Genomic DNA, 23,093 nt, shown 5'->3' on the forward strand with positions numbered 1-23,093 from the left:
GCTCGCACCGGCGCAGGGGCGGTGTGAGTAATGGGCAGTACCAGGAGGAACGGTGAGCGATTCAGTGTTGACGCCGCTCGCCGAGCCGACCGGGCTGCACTGTCGCGCCGGGCGCAGGAGGCATGATGAGCGACGATGACTCATCGGCGCCCCGGCCTCGATCCGATCGGCGCGACGGGTCGCCTGCCCGTCGGGCGCCGGTTGCGCCGTGGGAACGGCTACCCCCGCAGACGGAGGCCGAGGACCCGGACATGAACGCGGGCCCGCACGAACCGCAGCCGCCCCGAGTGCCGCACATCAGCAGGCCCTCGGCACCGCCACAGCCGTGGCCGGGTCAGCGCATGCCGCCGGGGCCACCGCAGCGGCCGCCTGGGCCGCCGCAACGTCCCGCACCCGCACCGCACCCTGGGCAGCGGCAATATCCGGCGCCACCGCAGCCACCGGCGCAGCCCCGTCCGATTCCGCCCGGCCAGCGGCCAGGCCCGCCGCCCGGTCAGTCGGGCGCGATGCCGGCCAGCCCGCCGCGTCCCGCGCCCGGTCAGCCTGGGCCAGTGCCCAACTCACCGCGGCCAGGTCAGTCCGGCGCCATCCCGACCAGCTCGCCGCGCCCTGCGCCCGGGCAATCCGGTCCCATTCCGGTCGGCTCGCCACCGCCTGGACCACCGGTCGCACGTAGGCCAGGGCCGGGCCAGTCTGGTCCGATACCGGTCGGCTCGGCACAGTCCGGCCGCGTGCCACCGCCGCGTTACGCCCCACCGCAAGCTCGACCCGAGCCGTACCCGCCGCGCCGCCGCCCACCCGCCGCACGAGGGCCGGAACCGGCCGGGGCCGCGAAGCGTCCGCGTGCGCGGACGCAGGAGATGCTCGCGACCACTGCGACCAAAGAGCCCGAGCAAAGCCCGAATTCACGGCTGCTCAAGGATTCCGGCTCGATGGCGATCGCCACGCTGTTCAGTCGGCTCACCGGGTTCGGTAAGACGCTACTGCTGGCGACCGTGCTCGGCCCGGCCATCGCCAGCGCGTACACCTCGGCCAACCTGATCCCGAACATGATCACCGAACTGGTGCTCGGCGCAGTCCTCACCGCGATGGTGGTGCCAACGCTGGTGCGCGCGGAGAAGGAAGACGCCGACGGAGGCGCCGCGTTCGTGCGACGCCTGGTCACCGCCGCGTTCGTGGTGCTCGCCGCGGCAACGCTGCTGGCCATCGCCTCGGCGCCGATTCTGGCGACACATGTCTTCGTCGCGTCCGACGGCAAGGTCAACACCGCGCTGACCACCGCGCTGACCTTCCTGTTGCTGCCCGCGATCCTGTTCTATGGCATGTCGGCGCTGTTCACCGCGATCCTCAACACCAGACAGGTGTTCAAACCCGGCGCGTGGGCGCCGGTTCTGAACAACGTGGTCGTGCTCCTCGTCCTCGCCCTCTACGCGTTGACGCCGGGCGAGATCACGCTCGACCCGGTCCGGATGAGCGACCCGAAACTGCTCGTCCTCGGTGTCGGTATCACGCTCGGCGTACTCACCCAGGCACTGACCCTGGTACCTGCGATCCGCAGGGAAGGCATTAACCTGCGTCCGCTGTGGGGTGTCGATACCCGGCTGAAGCAGTTCGGCATGATGGGTCTCGCCATCGTCCTGTACGTGCTGATCAGCCAGTTGGGCTTGATCTTCGCCAACCACATCTCGTCGACGGCGGACGAGGCAGGCCCCGCGATCTACTCCTACGCCTGGCTGCTGCTCCAATTGCCGTACGGGGTGCTCGGTGTCACGGTGCTCACCGCGATCATGCCGCGGCTGAGCCGAAACGCCGCCGACGGCAATACCCCAGCCGTGGTCGACGACCTCTCCGTTGCGACCCGGCTGACGATGATCGCGCTGTTCCCGGTGGTCACCTTCTTGACGCTCGCCGGACCGCAAATCGGCCAGGCGCTGTTCGGCTATGCCCGATTCGCCGGCGACGCCCAGCGACTCGGCAATGCGGTCAGCTGGTCGGCCTTTGCACTGATCCCGTACGCGCTCGTGCTGATTCACCTGCGCGTGTTCTACGCCAGGGAACAGGCCTGGACACCGACCTGGATCATCCTCGGCATCACCACGGTAAAGATCGTGCTCTCAGCGCTGGCGCCAATGATCGCGAGCGACAGCGGTTCGGTCGTGATCGTGCTCGGTGCGGCGAACGGCCTCGGCTTCACCGCAGGCGCCGTGATCGGCGGATACCTGCTGCATCGCAGCCTCGGCGACCTACGAATGTCCAACGTCGGGCGCACTGTCACCCGGGTCGTGCTGTCGTCGCTAGCCGGCGGCGCGGTCATGTGGATAGCGGACCGGGTACTCGGGCTCGAGCGGCTGACGAGCGCGTTCGGAGGCCCAGGCTCGCTGATCCGGGTGGCGATCACCGCGATCGTCATGTTCGCAGTAGCTTTCGGCCTGATGCGATTGGCGGGCGTGCCCGAGGTCGTCGGCATCACCGTCGCCATCTCCCGGCGCCTCGGCTGGACCCCGCCCGCGCCCGATCTCGGCCTCGACGATCCGGTCGACGATTACGCGACGCAGGTATTGCGCAGGCCGGATCCGTATCTGGCATACCCTGGGTACGACCCGTACATGGATGCTCAGACCATGGTCTTGCCCGTGATCCGAGCCGATGCCGTTGACATCACCGGCATGGGCGAGTTCCCGTACCCTGTTCGGCAGAGAAGCACAAGTGGCGAAATCGCCGGAACCTCGACATACCAGGGCGAAGGAGGACCGAGGGTGAGCGACGACGCGGTGGGCGGCGTCCCGGCCGCTGATTCTTCCGGCACCACGGCAGGCGGGCTTTCGACGGACGCTCCGCCTCCCGGTGGAGAGCCGTCGGATCCCGCGTACGCGAACCGCGAGACCGGCACCGGTCCACCGGATCACGATGCGGCTGTGCCGGAGCACGATGCGGCCCCGCAGGGACCACACGATCGCCAGAGTCCGATACCGGCTCGCGATCCGATGTACGACACCGGCATGATCCCGATCGGGTCGCCGGAGATGCCACCGCTCGGTGGCGAGAACCTCGGCTCGCGGCGCACGCCGCGCGGTCCGAAGCTGATCCCCGGCGCGTCGGTGGCGGGTGGCCGTTACCGGCTGCTGGCCGGACACGGCGGGGCCCGCGGCCTCAAGTTCTGGCAGGCACTCGACATCAAGCTCGACCGTGAGGTCGCACTGACCTTCGTCGACGCCGACCAGAAGTCGAGCGAGAACTCCGGGCACGACGGCCCGCAGGCGATTCTGTCCCGCACGCTGCGTCTCGGGCGGATCAACTCGCCCGGCCTGGCCCGGGTGCTCGACGTGGTGCGCGGTAGCTCAGGCGGCATCGTGGTGGCCGAGTGGACCCCTGGTCGCTCGCTGCGCGAGATGGCCGAAACCGTGCCGTCGCCGATCGGCGCGGCCCGGGCCATCCGTGCGCTGGCCTCGGCGGCCGAGTTGGCTCATCGTGGCGGCGGTTCGCTGTCCATCGATCACCCGGACCGGGTACGGATCAGCGCGACCGGCGACGCGGTGCTCGCCTTCCCCGGCACCCTGGCCGATTCGGACGCGCAATCCGATGTGCGCGGTCTCGGCGCCATGCTCTACTCGTTGATCACCGCTCGCTGGCCGATTCGCTCCGGTGGTGTCACCGGTACCGCCGCAACCGTCGGAGGGTTGCGGCTCGCCGATTTCGGCCCGGACGGCACCCCGGTGGAACCGCGCCAGATAAGACCCGAGGTGCCCTTCGAGATCTCGGCGGTCGCGGTGCGATCGCTGGAGTCGAACAAGGGCGTGCGCACCGCCGCGACCGTGCAGCACGTGCTCGAGCAGGCGTCGGTGGTGGACCAGAAGACCGATTTCATCCCGGTACTCCGGCTCGGCCAGCGTCCGCCGACGGCCCCCGACGAGTCGCTCGCCGACCCGGAACTGATGGCCGCGGAACGCGAGAGATCGCAGCGGATGATGTGGATCATGGTCGGCCTCGGCATCTTGGCCGCGCTGGTGGTCGGCATCGTGATCTGGTGGATGGTCAGCGTGTTCGCGCCGGGCGCTTCCGACGCGCCGCTCAACGAACAGCGCAACATCGGTCTCACCACGAACAACAGCGCGCCGGCGACACCGGCGGCGGCCGGACCGACCACCGCGTCGGGTGGCGTGCCGGTTCCGGTCACCGGTGTGTCGGTGTTCTCGCCGGAGGGCACCCCGGACGGTGTCGGCAACGTCAACGCGGTGCTCGATCAGAATCCCGGCACGCTGTGGCGCACGGATCAGTACTTCCAGCAATTCCCGGCGCTCAAGAAGGGAGTCGGGCTGCTATCGACGCTACCCAGCCCGGCCAAGCTGACGAACGTCTCGATCAACTCGCCGAGCCCGGGTACCGCGGTGGAGATCCGCACCTCGCCGACCGCGTCACCGACGCTGGACCAGACCCAGCTGATCGGCACGGCCAAGCTGGGTGACGGGGTCACCGACATCCCCGTACGCACCGATCAAGCCGCCCGCTACGTGCTCGTCTGGATCACCGGCCTGGGCAACTCCGGTGGTCAGTTCCAAACTTCTATCGCGGATATACGCTTCGACGCAGCTCCCTAGTACACCCGTTCCACTGCCCGCCGCACGTGACGTGAAACCGTGCAGGCCACGCGTTGACGCCTTCTGTCGCGTCGCGCATCTGATCCCGATCCCCCCGGTTTGGTTGCTGCGCAATCGCGAGTGACGATATGATCTCCTCGCGCTCTCAGCAGGGGAGCTTCCCGGGTTCTGGTGTTATCGATCCTGGATGCTGCGAAATTTCGGTGATGGTCATCCATGTCCGTTGCCACCGTGAGCGCTGTCCAAGGGGTTGGCATTGTCGTCCGAATCGAACGAGGATTTCCGCGGGGGGACATCGCGGCCTGTCGCGTACCGCGAACGATCTTTCGTGGGCGATGACTACAGCGATGTCGAGCTGCTGCAGGCGCATGTGCGCGGCCAGCGGCACGCCTTCGCCGAGTTGCTGCGTCGGCACAACGACCACCTGTGGCAGACCGCCCTGCGCACCTCGTACACGCGCGAGGACGCGGCGGATTCGCTTCAGGACGCGCTCCTCTCGGCCCACCGGACGGCCGCCTCATTCCGGGCCGAGGCCGAGGTGCGCAGCTGGCTGCACGCGATCGTGGTGAACGCCTGCCTCGACCGGATCCGGCGCAACAAGATCCGCAAGGCCGTCTCGCTCACCCCGGAATCGATGCCGGAACCACGCGATGGCCGGGACGCGGTGGCCGAATTGGAGATGTCGCTGGTGGTCGATCACGCGCTGTTCGCGCTGCCGCCGGACCAGCGGACCGCACTCGTTGCCATCGATCTCGAGGGGTATAGCGTGGCCGAAGCCGCCGCTATGCTCGGTGTTCCGGAGGGCACGATCAAGAGCCGCTGTGCCCGCGGGAGACAACGTCTACAAGAACGACTGGAATTTCTGCGCGATCCGGGGAACCGGAAGTAGTTGAGATGCGTCATTAATAGTGACGAACCCGTAGACGATGTCCATGTAGTTCCCCATCCCGAGGGGTTCCCCGCGATGTCAGATGAGAACACTGGAGGTGCGATGGCAACCAGGTCCATGCCGCAGCCTCCGTTCTCGGCCGAGCTGCTCGCCGACCTGCACGCCGACAATGTGGCACCCGAGCTGCGGGAACAGCTGTGGCCCGTGGTCCGGCGCGACGGCGAAGCACTGCGCTTCGTACACGCCCTGGACGACGTCAGCGCCGAGCTGCGCGCACTCGGCCGCAGCGACCGCGTCATCCACCCGATGCCCGACGACATCGCCGCCCAGCTGGAACAGTTCGTCGACCGTTTCGAGCTGCCCGAGGAACCCACCGAGGCCGACGCGACCATCTATCGGCTGCCGCTCGCCGCCGCCCCCGAAAGCCCCGAAGCCACTGCGGTTTCCACGCCACCCGCCGCGCCGATCTCGCTCGACGACCGCCGCCGGAGCAGGCTGCGCTGGTTCACCGCCGCTGCCGCCGCGGTAGCGGTCGTCGCCTGCGCCTCGATCGCGCTGACCGTGGTGCGCGGCAACGACGCCACCCCCTCGGCCCAGCCGACCTCGGGCAGCACCCAGCTCGGCGACGAACTGAACGCGCCCGCGATGCTCAGCGCGCTCGGCCGCAACGACGCCACCGGCCTGCTCGGCAGCGCGGCCGCCCGGGAACGCTGCGTGCACGCCAACGGACTGGACCGCACCATCCTCGGCTCGGACAACTTCCGCTATCAGGGCAAGGACGCGGTGCTGATCCTGCTCACCGGGCCGCGCACCCCGAAGATCACCGCGCTGGTCGTCGGAACCGGTTGCAGCACAGACGATCCGCAGTACCTCACGCAACAGGACATCGGTTGAGTGACGCACGCGACAACTGACCTCGCGGGTACCTGAACGCCGCTGTCGCGGCACTGAGCCGAACCTCACGTGGGAGCGGGCAGGTCCAGGAACAATAGCCATTACCCTGTTGTTGACCGAGACGTCCATTGATATCTCCCCCGAAAGGGCCTCATGAGTGCGCCAGTTCGCGACCTGATCATCGTCGGCTCCGGACCTGCCGGCTACACGGCCGCCGTGTACGCGGCCAGGGCCGAGCTCCAGCCGCTGGTGTTCGAAGGCACCCAATTCGGCGGCGCGTTGATGACCACCACCGAGGTGGAGAACTTCCCCGGCTTCCGCGAGGGCATCATGGGCCCCGATCTCATGGAAGAGATGCGCGAGCAGGCCAAGCGCTTCGGTGCCGACATCCGCACCGAGGACGTGGATGCCCTCGACCTCAGCGGTCCGATCAAGACGGTCACCGTCGGCGACGAGACCTACCAGGCCTACGCGGTGATCCTCGCCATGGGCTCGGCCGCCCGCTACCTCGACGTGCCCGGTGAGCAGGCACTGCTCGGCCGCGGCGTGAGCGCCTGTGCCACCTGCGACGGCTTCTTCTTCAAGAACCAGGACATCGTCGTGGTCGGCGGCGGCGACTCCGCGATGGAGGAGGCCACCTTCCTGACCAAGTTCGCCAGCACCGTGACGATCGTGCACCGCCGCGAGGAGTTCCGTGCCTCGCGCATCATGCTCGAGCGGGCCAAGGCCAACGAGAAGATCCAGTTCCGGCTCAACGCCGAGATCGTCGAGGTCAAGGGCGACAGCAGCGTGACCAGCCTGGTGCTGCGCGACACCAAGACCGGCGGGACCTCGGAGCTGGCCGCGACCGGTCTGTTCGTCGCGATCGGCCACGATCCGCGCAGCGAGCTGGTCCGTGACCAGGTCGAACTGGACGACGAGGGCTACGTGCAGGTCGTGCACCCCTCCACCGCGACCAAGGTGCCCGGCGTGTTCGCCGCGGGCGACCTGGTCGACCACACCTACCGCCAGGCGATCACCGCGGCAGGCACCGGTTGCCGCGCGGCCATCGACGCCGAGCGCTGGCTCGCCGACCAGGGCGACATCAGCTCGAACACCCTGGACCACGCGGGCCACACGGTCGCCGTGCCCGCCAACTGACGTCCTCTCGTCCCCGTCCAGCAGACGGGACCCGAGGCGGTAGCCATTCAGCAAGGAGAACCCATGTCCGACAGTGCCACCAAGAAGACGATCACCGTCACCGACGCGACCTTCGCCGACGACGTGCTGCTCAGCGAGAAGCCCGTGCTGGTCGATTTCTGGGCCACCTGGTGCGGCCCGTGCAAGATGGTCGCCCCCGTGCTGGAGGAGATCGCGGGCACCCATGCGGACAAGCTGACCGTCGCGAAAGTGGACGTCGACGCGAATCCCGGCACCGCCCGCGATTACAAGATCCTTTCCCTGCCCACTATGATGCTGTTCCGCGGCGGTAAGCCGGTTAAGCAGATCGTCGGTGCGAAGGGCAAAGCCGCCCTTTTGCGCGAACTCGACGGCGAGATCTGACACCCGTCGCGCTAATGCCATAGGCGCCAAAGGCCGTCGAGATCCATCGACGCGCCGTAGGATGCCTGGACCCGGGAATGCCGAATTCCCGTCCGGGTCTGAGACAATCGACCACGCCGGTCGTGCGCAGGGTGTAACCCATCGCATGAGTGGGTACCCGGATCGACGGAAGGAAAGGGCTCTCACGCATGCACCGACTTCGTCACGGCGATAGCGGTCCAGCCGTAGCAGAGGTTCGGAGCACCCTGGCAAGTCTCGGGTTCTTACACGCACACGTCGATACCGATCACGCCGACGCACGCGAGTACTGGAAAGACACCGAGGCCTCCTTCGACCACCGGCTCGATTCGGCGGTCCGCGCGTTCCAGCAACATCGCGGGCTGCTCGTCGACGGTGTGGTCGGCCCGGCCACCTATCGTGCGCTGAAAGAGGCGTCCTACCGGCTCGGTGCGCGCACGCTGATCTATCAGCTGTCCGCGCCGCTGTACGGCGACGATGTCGCGACGCTGCAGCGCAAGCTGCAGGACCTCGGTTTCTATGTGCATCGGGTGGACGGCTACTTCGGCCCGCACACGCACGAGGGCCTCAGCTCCTTCCAACGGGAGATCGGGCTGGCCGCGGACGGCATCTGCGGGCCGGACACGCTGCGCTCGCTCGACCTGCTCGGCGCCCGCGTCACCGGCGGCAACCCGCATCGGATCGCCGAGGAAGAAGTGGTGCACCGGGCCGGGCCGCAGCTCACCGGCAAGCGCATCGTCATCGACCCCGGTCTCGGCGGGCCCGACAAGGGACACCCGGTGCCGACCGAATTCGGCGAGGTCTACGAGTCGGAAATCCTGTGGGACTTGGCAAGTCGGCTCGAGGGCCGGATGGCCGCCACCGGCATGGAGACCTTCCTGTCCCGGCCGTGGAGCGAGAACCACACCGACGCGGAACGGGCCGAGATCTCGAACGCCTTCGACGCCGACCTGATGATCTCGCTGCGCTGCGCGACCAATCCGAGCCCGCTCGCCAACGGTGTGGCCGGTTTCTACTTCGGTAACTCGCACGGCTCGGCGTCGATGATCGGTCAGGTGCTGGCCGGGTTCATCCAGCGTGAGGTCGTCGCGCGCACCTCGCTGCAGGACTGCCGGACGCACGCCAGGACGTGGGATCTGTTGCGGCTCACCAAGATGCCGACCGTCCAGATCGATATCGGTTATCTGACAAACGATTACGACGCCACCGTGCTCACCAATCCGCGGATGCGCGACGTGATCGCCGAGGCCATCCTGATCTCGGTCAAGCGGCTGTACCTGCTCGGACAGGACGATCAGCCAACGGGCACATACACTTTCGCGGAACTGCTGGCGGAGGAACTTGCCGCCGCCGACCGCATGTAACCAGCGCTGAACCGAAACGCCCCTGCCGATCTGGTCGGCAGGGGCGTTTCGTTTGTGAAGTCCTCAGCGAACTCCGACTCGTGCCGGGGGAGTCATCGCGGCGGCGGCGAGCAGCTGGTCGAGCGCGCGCTCCACGTCTTCCTTCCACCCGTGATCGGAGTCGAGCTCCAGGCGCAGCCGCGGGAACCGGTGGTGCGGCGCGATCACCTTGAAACCGACCTCCTCCAGGAAATCGGCCTCGATCATGCAGGTTTCCGGCGAACACTCGGTCATCGCACCGGGCGCGTTCGCACCGGAACCCTTGTTGATCGGCGAGATGATCCGCTCCATCAGCGTCATCGAGCCGAAGCGTTCGGACAGTGCCTGCGACGGCGGATCGGAGCGGATGCCGAACGACTCCAGCGCACGCACGCCACGACGCACCAGATCGGCCACCACGGCCTGCATCAGCTGGTGGGCAACCTCGTTGTCCTGGTACGGGAATTCGGCCTGCAGCGTGGTCAGCAGGACCGCGTCCGGGCTTACCGGTGAGGTGGGGAAGAGGGTCGCGCGCGGTACGGCGCTCGGCGGCGAATACAGGGCACACCCCGCGACATTGCCGTCGACGTTCGCCACCTGCCCGCAGGAACCCCACTCCAACAGCACCGTGGAGAGCCAGGCCTCCTTTTCGAAGACCGGGTCGCTGAAGCCGCGGGAATCCTCGGCGACGGCCGGATCCATCTCCCAGAACACGCAACGCCGGGAGTGCGCGGGGAGCTTGTCGAGCTCGCCGAGGGTAAGGGCTGTGACGCTGGTCGACACTGCTCTGCTCAGCCTCCAGCTGTCCGATTCGTCCACACTCATGTCCGCGCCTCGCCTGCGCTCGGCATGCGCGAGGCACCCTGGCCGATCGTCCGCTCATTCATGACCGCGCCTCGCCGTCATGACCGAGCGGGTGCCCGGCTGTGCTCATGGTTCGCTCGCTGCGTTCGTTCACACCGCATCACTATGTTCTTGCCAGCAAGAATAAGCGATCAAGAGAACCCGCCTCATTCCACGTCGCTGTGCTGTTGGTTAAGAACTTGTGTTGGTCCGTCCGGAGGATCGTACGCTCCGCTAACTAGCGGAAAACTCGCGCCCGTCACAGTGACGTTTCGATCCAGGGGGCGAACCTATCGCCTTCACAAGTCTTTTTCTGTCACTTCTGTCACAAGTTGCGGGCTCTGGCCCATCAGGCTGGCAATGCGTTCGAGATCTTCGAGCGAGCCGAACTCGACGACGATCTTGCCCTTGCGCTTACCCATGCTCACGATCACCCGCGTATCGAACGAGTCGGCCAACCGCTCCGCGAATCGCTGCATGCCCGCCGCGATCAACGGCTTGTGCTTCGGCTCCTGGGGTTCGGTCGGATCGGCCACCGGTTCCGTCGGCGTCTCCTGGTTGGCCAGGATGACAGCCTCCTCGGTGCTGCGAACGGATAGTCCCTCCGCAACAACGCGCTTGGCTAGTTCTTCCTGCGCATCCACGCCCGCGATCAACCCGAGCAGTGCCCGCGCGTGCCCGGCCGACAGCACACCCGCCGCCACCCGCCGCTGCACCGAGATCGGCAGCTTCAGCAGGCGGATCATGTTGGTCACGGCCGAGCGGGAACGACCGATGCGATCGGCGAGCGCCTCGTGGGTGACGCCGAACTCTTCCAGCAGCTGCTGATAGGCCGCCGCCTCTTCCAGCGGGTTCAGCTGCACCCGGTGGATGTTCTCCAGCAGGGCGTCGCGCAGCATCGACTCGTCGGCGGTATCCCGGACGATCGCGGGGATCGCGGCCAGACCCGCGACCTGCGAAGCGCGCCACCGGCGTTCGCCCATGACGAGCTGATACTTGTCGACACCCGGCTCGACCCGACGCACCACGATCGGCTGCATCAGGCCGAATTCCTTGATCGAGTGCACCAGCTCGTCCAGCGCCTCGGCCTCGAACACCTGGCGTGGCTGCTTCGGATTCGGCTCGATCTGCTCCGGCGGAATCTCGCGGTAGACCGCGCCGCCGACCGAGAGATCGTCGTCGGTCGGGTCGGGGACCCGATGCAGGTAGGCCGAGGCGGGCTGTGGCCCGATCGGATCCAGACCGATGACGCTGGCCGCTTGACTGCTGAGCCCCGGCGCAGTCGCCGGTCCCGTCGGGATCAGCGCGGCGAGACCGCGCCCTAGCCCACCCTTCTTCGCCTGACTCATCGGTCTACAGACCCCTTCCTCGTTCCGCCACCAAACCGGGTCTCGCCGACCCGGCGCTCATCCAGCCAGATCACTCCGCGGCTTCGGCCGCAGCATGCGCCAACGCCGTCGCCCTGGCCGCCATTTCACGTCCGGCATCGAGGTAGCTCATCGCGCCCCGGGAACCTGGATCGTAATCGAGCACCGTCATTCCGTAGCCCGGCGCCTCGGACACCTTCACACTGCGCGGAATCACCGACCGCAGCACCACGTCACCGAAGTGTCCACGGACCTCCTCGGCGACCTGGTCGGCCAGCTTGGTCCGGCCGTCGTACATCGTGAGGATCACCGTCGACACATGCAGGTCCGGATTCAGGTGCGCCTGCACCAGACCGATATTGCGGAGCAACTGGCCGACACCCTCCAGCGCGTAGTACTCGCACTGGATCGGAATCAGCACCTCCTTCGCCGCGACCATCGCGTTGACGGTCAGCAGGCCGAGCGACGGCGGGCAGTCGATCATCACGTAGTCGATGTCGTAGCCGGCGATGTTCGCCTCCTGGATGGCGGCCTTGAGCCGACCTTCCCTGGCCACCATCGACACCAGTTCGATCTCCGCACCGGCCAGATCGATGGTCGCCGGGATGCACAGCAGCCGCTCGTTGTGCGGGCTCTGCTGGATCGCGTCCTTGACCGACACCTCACCGATGAGCAGTTCGTAGCTGGACGGAACACCCGAGTGGTGCTCGATACCGAGGGCGGTGCTGGCATTGCCCTGCGGGTCCAGATCGATCACGAGGACCGTCATCCCCTGATGCGCCAAGGCGGCCGCGAGATTAACCGCGGTGGTCGTCTTGCCGACGCCGCCCTTCTGATTGGCGATGGTGATGATGCGTTGCTCGTGCGGTTTCTGCACTGTCACCTTTCCTGGATGGAGAATCTGGCTGGCGCGTTGTGCTTCGGCCGCGATCGGGGTCTCGCTGGGGGAGATGTTCCCGAACGGTGTGCTTCCGAATGTCTCCGTGTCGAAATTGCTGGAGTCCAGCATTCCCGGCACGCGCGACGTAGTTTCCCGTGAAACATTCGCCGGACCGCTCGACATAGACAGCTCCTAACCCGAGAACTTCAGATCACGTGCTTCCGACGAGCGTCGGCGCCGTGTCATCAAACAGCTGGTGTCGGTACGAACATGATGCTCAACCGGGTTCGCGGCGCCCGATCAACCGAGCGGAGCTCTCGTCGCGACACCAAATCCTCCGTGGCACCTACGCTCACGCCCGACCTTCACTAGCTTGCCAGCAGTCAGCGCGATAAGAAAGCTGAATCGCGGCAATGCCCACAGGACACGCGAATCTGTCCCTATTCAGCCACCGATCCCCGATGTTTCACATGAAACACGGGGTCCGGCAAGGGGTTGCGGGGTGATTCGGGTGCGTTCGAGTGTGCGAAATCGGTGGGTGCAGCTCGGAACCAACGCGCCTGCTTGGTCATTCGCTGGCTTCGCGTGAGCCGCTGCGAGCGAGCTGACGCGGGGGGTGCGCTCGCGATTGAGGATCGCGGCCGCGTGAGTCGGGCGGCATACAGTCAGCTGGAACCCGCGGACTATCAGCGACTGGACCACATCCCTGTCCAAGCAACACGCGCTGATTCACGCGCTGATTCACGCGGGAGTCCGCTTCCGTTGAGTGCGCACAACATCCGTGAATGCCGCGCGCCGCGCCCCCGTGTGGATCTCTCCGTCAGATATCGAGGGGGAGCGGTGCCGATGTTTCATGTGAAACCGTCCGCAGAGGATGCAGCTGACGAAGCCAGCCACTGTGTGCCGCGGGCAGAGATGCCAAGTTGTCGAGACACTGGCCCGAGGCGCGGGGGATGAGCTACCCGTCCGGCGCGTCGGGCAGCAGTGCCACCACCAGATGCACGAAGTCGCGGCACACGCCCGCACCTGACAGCAGCGTCTCCACCGCGCGTTCGATGAGGGTCCGGAAACCGGATCCGCCAGATCTCTCCGACGAACTGCCTAACGGGATGCAGGGCTGCCGAGACGCGCTACCGCCCCGAGACGCAGAGAAGCCGGGGGTGCGAGTCCGCCGGTCTCCGAGTTGTGGGCTTACTCGTCTCCAGGTGCGGGCTCGTCTCCAGGTGCGGTCGCCGGGTCGCCGGGCCCGCCGGGTCGCCGGGTCGCCGGGTCGCCGGGCCGACGGACTGCCAAGACGTGGGTCGCCGAATCACTCCGATTTCGGAGCCCGCGTGGATGTGGATTCGCCGGAAGCTGGCTGCCGAGACGCCGGGCTCCAGGGGTCGCTTGGGCCGGTGAGATACCGCGACGCCACTCCGTCGCGACGACCCGTTCGTCGCGACGGACGGGATGTGGGAGTCGCGGATACGCCGGGCCGCTAGGTCGCCGGTGCGTACAGAGGACGGGTGCTGGGATTGCGAGAACTGCCCGGCCGCCGGGATCGCCGGGAGCTTCCCGGCACGAGCTGAAGCGCTGGAGCATGTCCGATAGGAACGCGAAAGTGAGGCACCTTCCGACAGGTTTGCGTGGCACCCCGGAAGCGCATCTGCGTCTCAATCTGCATCCGATGTTTCACGGGAAACCTGCACCGCTCTTCTCCACGTATGGACCGGCGGGCTACCGGGAGCGCCGAGTTAGTTGGCATGCGGGCTCACCGATCGGTGACTCGGCGAAACGTCGCCGGATCGCGGACCCACAACGAATCGCTGCTGCAGAGACGCGGGGTCTCCCAGATCCCTGCCGCGGCGCTGAGACACCAACATGTCGCAACGGACGGATCGTGGAGTCGCCGGTTCACCACAGAGCGGCCGCCACAAGGACCGCGCGGAGACGCCCGTTGTCGAGACGCGCGGGCGGCAGGGTCGCGGCCGCTGGGACGCCAGCCGTCGCGCCAATCAGATACGGGTCGCCGGATCGTGGATCAGAAGGGAAGCACCCGCCACGGGACGCGGGGCAACCAGGTCGCCAAGATGCAGGCGGGTCACCTCACCACCGCAGAGCACTACCGCAGGGGTCGAACGAAGAACGCCCATTGTCGAGCGCGCGGGGGGAGAGATCCGGGCACCGAGACACGGGCCCTGGGATCCCGGGCAACCGGATCGCCCCGATATGCGAGCCCGCCGGATCGCCGCAGAGCGCTCCCGCAGATCGAGCGGAGACGCCGGTTGTCGAGACGCGCGGCCGTAGGGGTCCCAGGCGCTGAGGCACGGGCGCCAAGATGAGGAGCACCAGATCGCTCCTGTGTGCGTGGTTGCCGGGTCGTCGATGCAGTGCACTGCCACCGGGTCGAGCTGAGACGCCGAGTAGTCGAGACGCTTGGGCAGCAGGGGTCGCGGCCGCTGGGACACGAGTCGTCCCGACACTCGGATACGGATCGCGGATCCGTACGGAAGCACCGCCAGGGACGCGGGGCATCCAGGTCGCCGAGATGTGAGAGGTCGCCACGGCGGCGCAGAACCCTCCTGTGGGGTCGAGCGGAGACGCCGGTTGTCGAGACACGCGGGCGGGAGGATCCCCGGGCGCCGAGACACGGGCAATCAGGTCGCCCCGATGTGAGACCTCGCCGGGTCACCACAGAGCGCTCCTGCAGATCGAGCGGAGACGCCGGTTGTCCGAGACGCGCGGGCGGCAGGGGTCCCAGGCGCTGAGACAGGGCGCCAAGATACGGGCAACTAGGTTGCCGAGATGCGAGAGATCGGCGCCCACGCCGCAGAGCGCTCCCGCTGGTCGAGCGGCGGCCCCGATTGTCGAGACGCGCGGGCGGCAGAATCCCCGGGCGCCGAGACACGGGCAATCAGGTCGCCGCGGTGCAACTGCCGCAGGGTCGACCGGAGACGCGGGGCGGTAGAGACGCGCGGGAGGCAGCGGGCGCAGCCGCTGAGGCACGGGCACGAGATGCGGAGCAACCGGGTCGCCCGATCTCAGAGGTCGCCGGGTGGCCGCAGTGCGGTGCCGCCGGGTCAGGGGAGACGCCGGTTGTCGAGACGCGCGGGCGGCAGGGGTCGCGGCCGCTGAGTCACGGGCTGTCCCGACAATCGGGTACAGTTCGCCGGATCTTGAGGCCCGGGGTCGCGCTGCCCACTGAGACGCAGAGTGACTAGACGCGGAGGAACCGGGTCACCCCGATGTCAGAGGTCGCCGCGCCGCCGCAGTGCACTGCCGGGTCCGTCGATCTCTTTCGCGGAGCCCCTGGTGTTGTGGGTGACGAGGTGTCCGGATGTCATGTCGTGCGGGCGGCCAATGCGAAGCTCTCGATGCGGATTCCGCTGAGCTTGCCGACGGCAAGACCGGCATCCACGGCGGCGCAGTGCACGTCGGCGGACCAGGATCAGTCACCGTCGCCGACGACCACCCGCAGGGGTGATGCGGAGACACCACGTTGTCGAGACGCGCGAACCGCAGGATCTCGGGCACTGAGCCGCAGTCGTCGCGACAGTCGGATACGGGTCTTCGGATCGTGCGGCCCAGGGAAGCGCTGGCGCTAGGACGCGGGTCGCCGAGATGCAGAGCGACCGGGTCGGCGGGATGTGAGGAGTAGCCGCATCATGGGTCCGTAGGGAAGCGCGCTGCTGCAAAGACTCGGGGTTGCCGAGATCCTGGCGACGCTGGAGACGTCAGTATGTCGCGACGGGGTGAGGCACCGGAGTGCCCTGTCGCGGGTTCGAGCAGATGCCGGGCGGTTGAAGCACGAGTCCTGTGATCCCTAGGGCGAGAGGCACTGAGACGTCAGTCTGTTGCGAGGGCGGAAGTGTGGGGTCGGCGGGTCCCCGGGAGAACGGGTTTGCGGGGGAGGGGAGGGCGATCCAGTAGGAATCACGGGGCTCCTCTGCACAAGCACGTGACGGATAGCGATGTGGAAGTGTGGCGCCCGCTGACATGTTTCACGGGAAACGTGACCGTACGTCTAGATGTCCGCAAGGGCACCGGTCCCTCCGTTGCGTGCGTTCGCGGTTGTATCTGACAGCGGTCGCGTCACCGCCAGCTTTGAGCCGCTCCGAACCCAACACCCGCTCCTCAGCCGCACCCGCGATCTCACCGTCGCGACTTCTGACATGTGTCACGGCACGCGGCAGGGAGCGTCGGAGCGATCTGCATCCGATGTTTCACGGGAAACGTGGGCCCGTCCGTTTCGATCTCCGCGCGGGCGCGGTCACCTCCTTTGCTTGCGTTCGCGTTTGTGTCCGACGGCGCGACAGTCGCGTCTGCCGCTAGCTTTCGGCCGCCCCGAACCCCGCGACCCGCTCCCCAGCCGCGCCGCAATCCCACCGTCGCGCCGGACTAGCGTCTCAGCGCCCCGCAGCAGGTATCTGTCGAACAAGCTGCATTCGGTGTTTCACGGGAGACGCGGACCGTACGTTTCGATGTCCGCACGGGGCGCGGTCATCCGTTGCCTGTGTCTGACGGCGAGGCGTCGCCGCCAGCTTTCAGCCACCCTCGAACCCCGCGACCCGCTCCCCAAGCCGCGCCAGCAATCCCACCGTCGCGCCGGATTAGCGTCTCAGCGCCCTGTGCCGGAGCCGAGCAGCATGCGGCTCGACAATCCGCGCTCTGCGGTAGCACTTTCCAGTGGCGCCACGAACTCGGCGACCACCGCACCCAGTTACCCAGCAATCCGGCAACCTCGCATCCGCGGCGGCCCTTCTGCCGCAGGCCCCTTCTGCGGCGGCCGGATCTGAGGTGGGCCCGTAACTCGTGAGTCCGGTGACTCCGCATTGCCAGCAGCCCTTCATCTCCACACCGGGGCGGCACATCTCGGCAAGGCGCATCCCGTTCGGTAGCGCATCTCGACATCCCGCCTGCTGCGGCAGCGCTCACCGCAACCGCGCGACTCGTGTATCCAATCTGCTTGGGGCCGTGGCCACGAGTCCTCGCAACCCGACGTCTCTGTGTCGCGGTCGCGGATCTCGGTAGTCCGCATTCCGATCCCCGGCAGCGCGTCTCGTCGATTCGGTAGCCCGACGACTCGGCATCCGACTGTCGCGACGGGCTGGCATCTCGGGCACCCCCGCGCCCTGAGGCAGCGGGCTCCTCATCCCGACGACCTGTACATCTCCGCGACCTATCCACCCGAGTCCTCGCAACCCGACGTCTGCTTCTCGACGGTGTATCTCGGCGGCCCGCATTCCGTTCCGACCGCGCGTTCGTCAATTTGGCATCCGGCCGTCACGACAGAACTGGCGTCGCCAGCACCCGCACCTGGCGGCAGCGGCTCCCTCATCTCGACAATCCAACATCTCCATCACCAAGCGCGCATCGCACTGCCCCGGCACAGCGCATCTCGACGACCCGACACGGCATCCACTCGTCACGACGGACCGGCATCGCCAGCACCCGCGCCCGGAGGAGCAGCGGCTCTCTCATCTCGGCGACCCGGCGACCCGGCGACCCAGCGACCCAGCGACCCAGCGACCCAGCGACCCAGCGACCCAGCGACCCAGCGACCCAGCGACCCAGCGACCCAGCGACCCAGCGACCCAGCGACCCAGCGACCCAGCGACCCAGCGACCCAGCGACCCAGCGACCCAGCGACCCAGCGACCCAGCGACCCAGCGACCCAGCGACCCAGCGACCCAGCGACCCAGCGACCCAGCGACCCAGCGACCCAGCGACCCAGCGACCCAGCGACCCAGCGACCCAGCGACCCAGCGACCCAGCGACCCAGCGACCCAGCGAGGGAAAGCTATCGGCGGTCCTCGGCTCTGGCAAGTGGCTGGTGCGTTCTCCGGTGGACGGTCTGCTCGAAGCGAGCAGATCTCCGTGTCGCCTATTGGTGAGGGAGTCGCCTCACATAGTCCTCTTGAATCCTCGCCTCTTATGCGACCCGATGCGTCACGTGACTCTTGTGTCTGAGGGGTGCGGGGTCGGTCTCCGTCGAGGCTTAGAAGTCCTGTGTTTCATGTGAAACCGCCCGGCGAAGTGATCTGCCGATCCTGCCGAAGCTCTTGGCCCGCTAGTCACTCGCCTGATGCTGTTGCAAAGTCTGAGGGGGCCGGGAGAGTCACGGAGTCGTCGGCGTTGTTGGATCCGCCGCGTTCGGATGGGGACGCCGACTCCCGATACGCCGGGGAGCTCGCTGCGCTACCCACCGTTCCCAACTTGCTGTGCATCCGCTGCTCGCTCAGCTCAGCAAGTCAGAGGTGATCCCGGCGCGCCCGCGCGCAAGGTCCGGGCTTTGCAGTTCCGCCTCGAGCGCGGGTTGGGCGAGCACTCTCACACGAGGTGTGCGTGCCCTACTTTGTCTTACGAGCGCGTCCCGCCACAGGCTCCCCGGCCCGCTTCGCCGCCTTCGCCTCCCGCCGCGCGGTGGCATTCTCACTCCGCCGCCGCGGCGCACGCTCGGCGCGGGGGAGGCGTTCGGCGCTGATGATCAGGGTGGCGGTGGAGACCAGGCCGGCTCCGCATTCGACGACCATGGCATTGCCTGCACCTGCGCGCTCCAGCGCTTCACCGTCGCGGGCGAGTTCCTCTTCAGCACTGACACCTTTGAGTGCGAGCATCCGACCGTGGTCGCGCAGCAGGGGAAGGGACCACTGGGCGAGCTTGCCGAGCGGGGCTACGGCGCGGGAGGTGACGACGTCAGCACCGCCTGCTTCGTTCAGTACGCCGGACTGTTCGGCTCGGCCGCGGACCACGGTGACGTCGAGTCCGGCCGCCTCGATGAACTCGCTGAGGAAGATGGTGCGGCGCAACAAAGGTTCGACCAAGGTGATGCGGAGATCCGGGCGGGCGATCGCCAGCGGGATTCCGGGTAGGCCGGCGCCGCTGCCGATGTCGACCACCGAGGCACCTTCGGCGATCAGCTCACCGATCACGGCGCAGTTGAGGATGTGACGATCCCAGAGGCGGGGGACCTCGCGCGGGCCGATCAGCCCACGCTCGACGCCGGCGGTGGCGAGTGCCGCGCAATACCGGCGGGCGAGATCGAGTCGGTCGCCGAACACCGCCACGGCCGATGCCGGCGGTTCCAGCTCGGCAGGCAATGCGGTGGCTTCACCGAGATCTCGTTCCACGTGAAACATCCTTCCGAACTCGAGTCGATCAGGGGACCGGCGACGCGCGGACAATCCGATGCCGGACATGAACAAGGCCCCTGATCCGAAGACCAGAGGCCCTATCCAACCATTACCCGTCAGGGTGACGAAATACGCCGTGCCCGAACGACGTCCGGCTTTCGCTCAAGCCGGAACAACTACGACATGCCGGTTCGGCTCGACGCCTTCGCTCTCGCTGTTGACGCCGTCGATCACCGACACCGCGTCGTGCACGATCTTGCGCTCGAACGGCGTCATGGCGGACAGCGACTCCGGCGCACCCGACTCCAGCACCCGCTGCGCGGCGGCGGTACCGAGCGCGCTGAGGTCTTCCCGGCGCTTGGCCCGCCAGCCGGCCACGTCCAGCATCAACCTGCTGCGCACGCCGGTCGCCTGCTGCACGGCCAGCCGGGTCAGCTCCTGTAGCGCGTCGAGCGTTTCGCCGTTGCGCCCCACCAGCTTTGACAGATCGCGGCCACCGTCGATGCTGACGATGGCGCGGTCGCCCTCGACGTCGAGATCGATGTCGCCGTCGAAGTCGAGCACGTCGAGCAGCTGCTCGAGGTAGTCGCCCGCGATTTCGCCCTCTTCGATCAGGGCTTCCTCGGCATCGTTCACGACATCGTCGGCGTCCGTTCCGGCGTTCACCATCGTCGTCGCCACTGTGGCGTCCCCTCCGTCGGTCTCAACTGTCATTTGATTTCCTTCATCTGCTCATCACGCTCGCCGTGCGCTCGCCGCCGGACGGTGCGCGATCAAGGGGTTGCTCAGCGTGGTGGCCGGCCGACCACCGAAATGCGATCAGCGGCGGCGCTTTTGGTTCGCCCTGCCCCGGTTGCCGCCCGGTCGCTTCTGGCCACCCGGCCTGCGCTGTCCCGCAGCCTTATTGGTGGTCTTGCCGGTCCCGTTGGTCGAGGGCGCAGCGTCGACCTGGTCCACCGCGTCGACGACTTCATCGACCGCGTCCGCCGGTGACTTCTTCCGCGTATTGACCGGCTTGGCACCTGGCTTCGGCGCGTTCTGCGCACGCTGCTCGATCTTGGCCAGCTTCTTGGCTTCCTCTTCCCTCTCCATTTTGCCGAAGACGAGGTGCTGCTGGCCGTAAGTCCAGATGTTGTTGGAGACCCAGTACAGGAGGATGGCGATCGGCAGGAACGGACCACCGACGAGCACGCCGAGCGGGAAGACCCACAGCGCGAGCTTGTTCATCATCGCGGCCTGCGGGTTGGCGGCCGCCTCCGGCGTCTGCCTGGCCACCGAGGCACGCGCGTTGAAGTGGGTCGCCAGACCGGCGATGATCATCAACGGGATCGCGACGACTGCGATGCTCACCTTGTTCGGCAGACCGAGTCCGTCGATGGCGAAGGCGCGCAGTTCGGTGTCGGGGATGGTGATGAAGGACGAGATCGGCGCGCCGAAGAGACGGGCGCTCAGGAAGGACTGCACGTCGGCCGCGTTGAACACGTAGTTCGGCGTGTTCGCGTTCTGCTCGATGGACATGCCGAGCTGGCCGAAGCCGTGGCCGGTCCGGTTGAACGAGCGCAGCACATGGAACAGACCGAGGAACACCGGAACCTGCGCGAGGATCGGCAGGCAGCCCATCAACGGGTTGAAGCCGTGGTCCTTCTGCAACTTCTGCATCTCGGTCGCCATCTTCTGGCGGTCGTTCTTGTACTTCTTCTGCAGCTCCTTGATCTGGGGCTGCAGTTCCTGCATCTGCTTGGTGGTGCGCACCTGCTTCACGAACGGCTTGTAGAGCAGCACACGCAACGTGAAGACCAGGAAGACGACGGCGAGTGCCCAGGCGATGCCGCTGTCTTTGCCGAGACCGGGCACCAACGAGAACGCCCGGTGCCAGAACCACAAGATCCAGGACACCGGATAATAGATGAAGTCGAGCACGGCTCTATGCACTCCCGTCGTTCGTATCGCCGATCACCGCGCGCGGTGATCCTTTCCAAGCGTTCGGCTCCGACACCGGGTCGGCCTGCAGGTTGGCTTCCTGCGGCACCGGATCGGTGGCTGCCACGGTCCCGGGCGCGGTGCGAACGGTGCTTCGCTTCCGCTCCGGAACGGGGTCCCACCCACCAGGGTGCCAGGGCGCACATTTGGCCAGTCGCACGGCTGCCAATCCGAGGCCGATGAACAGCCCGCGCGTCCGTAGTGCGGTGACCGCGTACTCGCTGCAGGTCGGGGTGAAACGGCACACCGGCATGCGGGTGGGGGAGACGTAGGTCCGATACAACTCGATCAGAAAGATCAGTGCGTTCGCCGGTAGCCGGCCGATCTTCGCGGTGCGGCTCATGACGATCCGACACTTGCCGCGTCGGTTGTGCCGATACCGAGCTTGCGTATCGCCCCGCGCAGCTGACGCAGCAGTTCCTCCGAGGAGGCGGCCGCGGCGCCGGGTAGGGCGCGGATCACGATGTCGGCGTCGGCGGGCAACTCCGGAACTATCTGGAGGCACATATGACGCAGGCGGCGGGCCACACGGTGTCTAATCACCGCGTTGCCCACCGCCTTGCTGACGATCAGCCCGAAGCGTGGCCCGCCTACGCGGACCAGCGCGGCGGCTGGATCACCATGTCGTCCATTCACGTACATGACTCCGTCATACCCGTGTGTGAGCACGTGTACGACCAGATCGCGCCTCCCGATTCGCTGGCCGCGGCGCACCGTCCGGGAGAAGTCGGCACGATGATGCAACCGATACGGCTCAGGCAACACCCGAGCGTCCGCGGAGGATCAGGCAGTGAGTTCGGCGCGGCCCTTGCGGCGACGCGCCGAAACGATGGCGCGACCCGCACGGGTGCGCATCCGGAGACGGAAGCCGTGGACGCGCGCCCGACGACGGTTGTTCGGCTGGAACGTCCGCTTGCCCTTGGCCACGGTCAACACTCCTAGAGTCAGTGGGCACCAGTCGGTGCCCGAAGCTTTTTCGGTGAAACAGGTATTCGCGATGAATCGCAGGTCTGGTCATCATCGGCGCGTCGGTCTTGGCGCACAGTCGGTCGATAACGACCTACACGCGGTCAGCACAAGACCGCCACCGCACCAAAGGGTGACTGTACGAGGGTACTGATCGCCTCGGAGCGGGTCAAACTCGCCCCACCCCGGCTGCCCCGAACCCGCGACCAGCACTAACCCGTTCGGTCGATCCCAAAGCTGTGCATATCACTGTCAGACCCTGTGAGTATTACGGTGAGTTCGTCCACACCCCTAGCCACGCCCGAGCTGATCAGCAACCTGCGTTGCCGAAGGGTTGCTACACAACCGCAGGTCAGAGCGTTATTGGCGAGACGAGTAGCCGTATTTCACAACTCCCCAGGGTTCTCCACATCTGTGGATAATTGTGTGGAAAGACCCCTGGAGTGGCATATTCGTAGGGCCGACGGTGCCACGCCGCCGCCCGGAATGGGGATCCGGGCAGCGTCCGAACCGGTTACGGACGTACGCAGGATCACGGTACCGACCCGAGCATGGTCGTCACCACTGCCTCCCCGCGTGCCCCGGCCGTCTGCTCCTATCGACCTACTTCCGGGGAGGAAACTGC

General features: G+C 67.1%; 17 protein-coding genes and 1 pseudogene. 7 read left to right on the forward strand and 11 right to left on the reverse strand.

Going from position 1 to position 23,093, the window contains the following annotated elements:
* Positions 1–297: 297 nt before the first annotated feature.
* Entirely contained in the window at positions 298–756 is a 459-nt protein-coding gene (locus ACQPW1_RS48705; protein WP_433660703.1) for a hypothetical protein, read from the reverse strand.
* 104 nt (positions 757–860) lie between these two features.
* Here ACQPW1_RS48705 and ACQPW1_RS48710 point away from each other — a divergent pair, with 104 nt between their 5' ends.
* The 6 genes from ACQPW1_RS48710 to ACQPW1_RS48735 all read left to right on the forward strand — a co-directional run bounded on the left by ACQPW1_RS48710 (position 861) and on the right by ACQPW1_RS48735 (position 9,302).
* Positions 861–4,595 carry a lipid II flippase MurJ gene (locus ACQPW1_RS48710; protein ID WP_433660704.1) on the forward strand — a complete coding sequence of 1,245 codons (3,735 nt, stop codon included), beginning with the start codon at positions 861–863 and terminating at the stop codon, positions 4,593–4,595.
* A 328-nt stretch (positions 4,596–4,923) separates the two neighbouring features.
* Positions 4,924–5,484 (forward strand): RNA polymerase sigma factor SigM, encoded by a 561-nt coding sequence (gene sigM, locus ACQPW1_RS48715; protein WP_433660705.1) that lies wholly within the window; start codon positions 4,924–4,926, stop codon positions 5,482–5,484.
* Positions 5,485–5,586: 102 nt separating this feature from the next.
* Positions 5,587–6,378, forward strand: coding sequence for a hypothetical protein (locus tag ACQPW1_RS48720; RefSeq protein WP_433660706.1), 792 nt, complete (start codon positions 5,587–5,589; stop codon positions 6,376–6,378).
* A gap of 153 nt (positions 6,379–6,531) precedes the next feature.
* Positions 6,532–7,518 (forward strand): thioredoxin-disulfide reductase, encoded by a 987-nt coding sequence (trxB, locus tag ACQPW1_RS48725; RefSeq protein WP_433660707.1) that lies wholly within the window; start codon positions 6,532–6,534, stop codon positions 7,516–7,518.
* Between the two features lie 63 nt (positions 7,519–7,581).
* On the forward strand, positions 7,582–7,920 hold the full coding sequence (gene trxA / locus ACQPW1_RS48730) for a thioredoxin (protein ID WP_433660708.1): 339 nt from the start codon (positions 7,582–7,584) through the stop codon (positions 7,918–7,920).
* A gap of 188 nt (positions 7,921–8,108) precedes the next feature.
* On the forward strand, positions 8,109–9,302 hold the full coding sequence (locus ACQPW1_RS48735; protein ID WP_433660709.1) for an N-acetylmuramoyl-L-alanine amidase: 1,194 nt from the start codon (positions 8,109–8,111) through the stop codon (positions 9,300–9,302).
* Positions 9,303–9,365: 63 nt separating this feature from the next.
* On the opposite strand, the gene ACQPW1_RS48740 is transcribed toward ACQPW1_RS48735, so the two are convergent.
* The 4 genes and pseudogenes from ACQPW1_RS48740 to ACQPW1_RS48755 form a co-directional block, all read right to left on the reverse strand.
* A complete protein-coding gene (locus tag ACQPW1_RS48740) occupies positions 9,366–10,103 on the reverse strand; it encodes a GNAT family N-acetyltransferase (RefSeq protein WP_433665570.1) in 738 nt (245 codons plus the stop codon).
* A 359-nt stretch (positions 10,104–10,462) separates the two neighbouring features.
* Positions 10,463–11,512, reverse strand: coding sequence for a ParB/RepB/Spo0J family partition protein (locus tag ACQPW1_RS48745; RefSeq protein WP_433660710.1), 1,050 nt, complete (start codon positions 11,510–11,512; stop codon positions 10,463–10,465).
* Between the two features lie 70 nt (positions 11,513–11,582).
* Positions 11,583–12,539: a ParA family protein gene (locus ACQPW1_RS48750; protein ID WP_433665571.1), complete on the reverse strand. Its 957-nt coding sequence runs from the start codon at positions 12,537–12,539 to the stop codon at positions 11,583–11,585.
* 850 nt (positions 12,540–13,389) lie between these two features.
* Positions 13,390–13,467: pseudogene (locus ACQPW1_RS48755) on the reverse strand (transglutaminase); the annotation flags it as partial.
* A 2,259-nt stretch (positions 13,468–15,726) separates the two neighbouring features.
* Here ACQPW1_RS48755 and ACQPW1_RS48760 point away from each other — a divergent pair.
* Complete coding sequence (locus tag ACQPW1_RS48760) at positions 15,727–15,873, forward strand: hypothetical protein (RefSeq protein ID WP_433660711.1); 147 nt, start codon at positions 15,727–15,729, stop codon at positions 15,871–15,873.
* 2,866 nt (positions 15,874–18,739) lie between these two features.
* Here ACQPW1_RS48760 and rsmG read toward each other — a convergent pair.
* The 6 genes from rsmG to rpmH all read right to left on the reverse strand — a co-directional run bounded on the left by rsmG (position 18,740) and on the right by rpmH (position 22,429).
* Positions 18,740–19,528 (reverse strand): 16S rRNA (guanine(527)-N(7))-methyltransferase RsmG, encoded by a 789-nt coding sequence (gene rsmG / locus ACQPW1_RS48765; protein WP_433660712.1) that lies wholly within the window; start codon positions 19,526–19,528, stop codon positions 18,740–18,742.
* 156 nt (positions 19,529–19,684) lie between these two features.
* A complete protein-coding gene (locus ACQPW1_RS48770; protein ID WP_433660713.1) occupies positions 19,685–20,236 on the reverse strand; it encodes a protein jag in 552 nt (183 codons plus the stop codon).
* A 105-nt stretch (positions 20,237–20,341) separates the two neighbouring features.
* Positions 20,342–21,442 (reverse strand): membrane protein insertase YidC, encoded by a 1,101-nt coding sequence (gene yidC, locus ACQPW1_RS48775; RefSeq protein WP_433665572.1) that lies wholly within the window; start codon positions 21,440–21,442, stop codon positions 20,342–20,344.
* Positions 21,443–21,446: 4 nt separating this feature from the next.
* Positions 21,447–21,845, reverse strand: coding sequence for a membrane protein insertion efficiency factor YidD (gene yidD, locus ACQPW1_RS48780; protein WP_396976095.1), 399 nt, complete (start codon positions 21,843–21,845; stop codon positions 21,447–21,449).
* Positions 21,842–22,267 (reverse strand): ribonuclease P protein component, encoded by a 426-nt coding sequence (gene rnpA, locus ACQPW1_RS48785; RefSeq protein ID WP_433660714.1) that lies wholly within the window; start codon positions 22,265–22,267, stop codon positions 21,842–21,844. Before rnpA ends, yidD begins: the two co-directional genes overlap by 4 nt.
* 18 nt (positions 22,268–22,285) lie before the next feature.
* Entirely contained in the window at positions 22,286–22,429 is a 144-nt protein-coding gene (gene rpmH / locus ACQPW1_RS48790) for a 50S ribosomal protein L34 (RefSeq protein ID WP_005516618.1), read from the reverse strand.
* Positions 22,430–23,093 lie beyond the last annotated feature (664 nt).

The organism is Nocardia sp. CA-128927 (assembly GCF_050955855.1).
Taxonomy (GTDB): domain Bacteria; phylum Actinomycetota; class Actinomycetes; order Mycobacteriales; family Mycobacteriaceae; genus Nocardia.